This window comes from Comamonas sp. E6 (genome assembly GCF_001010305.1).
GTDB lineage: Bacteria > Pseudomonadota > Gammaproteobacteria > Burkholderiales > Burkholderiaceae_C > Comamonas > Comamonas thiooxydans.
In genome coordinates this window covers 1-893 of sequence record NZ_BBXH01000069.1, presented here as the reverse complement: position 1 = coordinate 893, position 893 = coordinate 1, and the positions used below count along the sequence as shown (strand labels likewise).

Sequence of the window (893 nt, the reverse complement as noted above, 5' to 3'; positions counted from 1 at the left end):
CTGGCAGGCCGCCTGGCTCCCAGTGAGGCATGGGCCCTGGCGCTGAAATCCAATGACGAGGGTGAAACCATCGTCTGGACCGACGAGATCTGCCAAGCCCTTGAGCAGTCCATGCCGCTGCTGCGCGCTGGCGACAAGGTGGGGGCGCGAATGGCTTTCATCGCTGCTTATGAGCGGATCACGATTACCGCCCGCGAGCAGCGCCAGCTGCCAACAGTGCAAGTGACTTTTGGCACCAATCGTGAGCTACGCCAGTTGGCACTGACTACTGCGATTGAACGCAACCAGATCAGCGCACCCATGGCCGTGGTGCTGGCGCTGGACAACGGCGTGACATTGCCCGCCGATGTTTTCAATTCCGCGATGCTGGGCAAGGCCGTAGAGATGGGCCTGATCAAAGCTGATGCAGCTCAGGATGCATTGATCCATGGCCGTCTTGCGCTGGTCGCGCCGGCGCTCAGTCCTGTGGCGCTACTGGCGGGCCGAGTGGAAGTAACGAGGGAAGCGGCGCCAGATGTGCGGGAGAAGCTGGGGCAGCTTCGTGACCAGGTAGCACGCCGCGCCGGTCGATTTACCCGTGCCCAGGTACAAGCCCGCGCAGAGCGCATGCGTCTGAGCCATGCCAAGCGGCAAACCGCCGCGCGCGTGCTGGCCTACCAGCAGGGAGAGGTGGCATGAGTGCAAAACGATTTACCAACGCACTACCTCGCCGCCAGGGACCATCTGGTGCAACTGGCAATGACGCCGGGATGGTGGCACTACTCAAGGCACAGGGCCTTGGAGTTGGAAGAGGAATCCGTGACACATGGGCACGGCCTGTGGCCGGGAATGCGGGAGGCGGTGCGAGCCGAGCTCAAGCGCCTGGGGTTCAAGCCACGGCCAAGCGATCTGGA

Annotated in this window: 1 protein-coding gene; it reads left to right on the top strand. The window is 63.0% G+C overall.

The genetic code is table 11. The annotated features are described in order from the left end of the window. Nucleotides 1–678: hypothetical protein (locus CSE6_RS26320; protein WP_059441895.1), on the top strand; the 678-nt coding region annotated here is incomplete at its 5' end. Nucleotides 679–893: the final 215 nt, after the last annotated feature.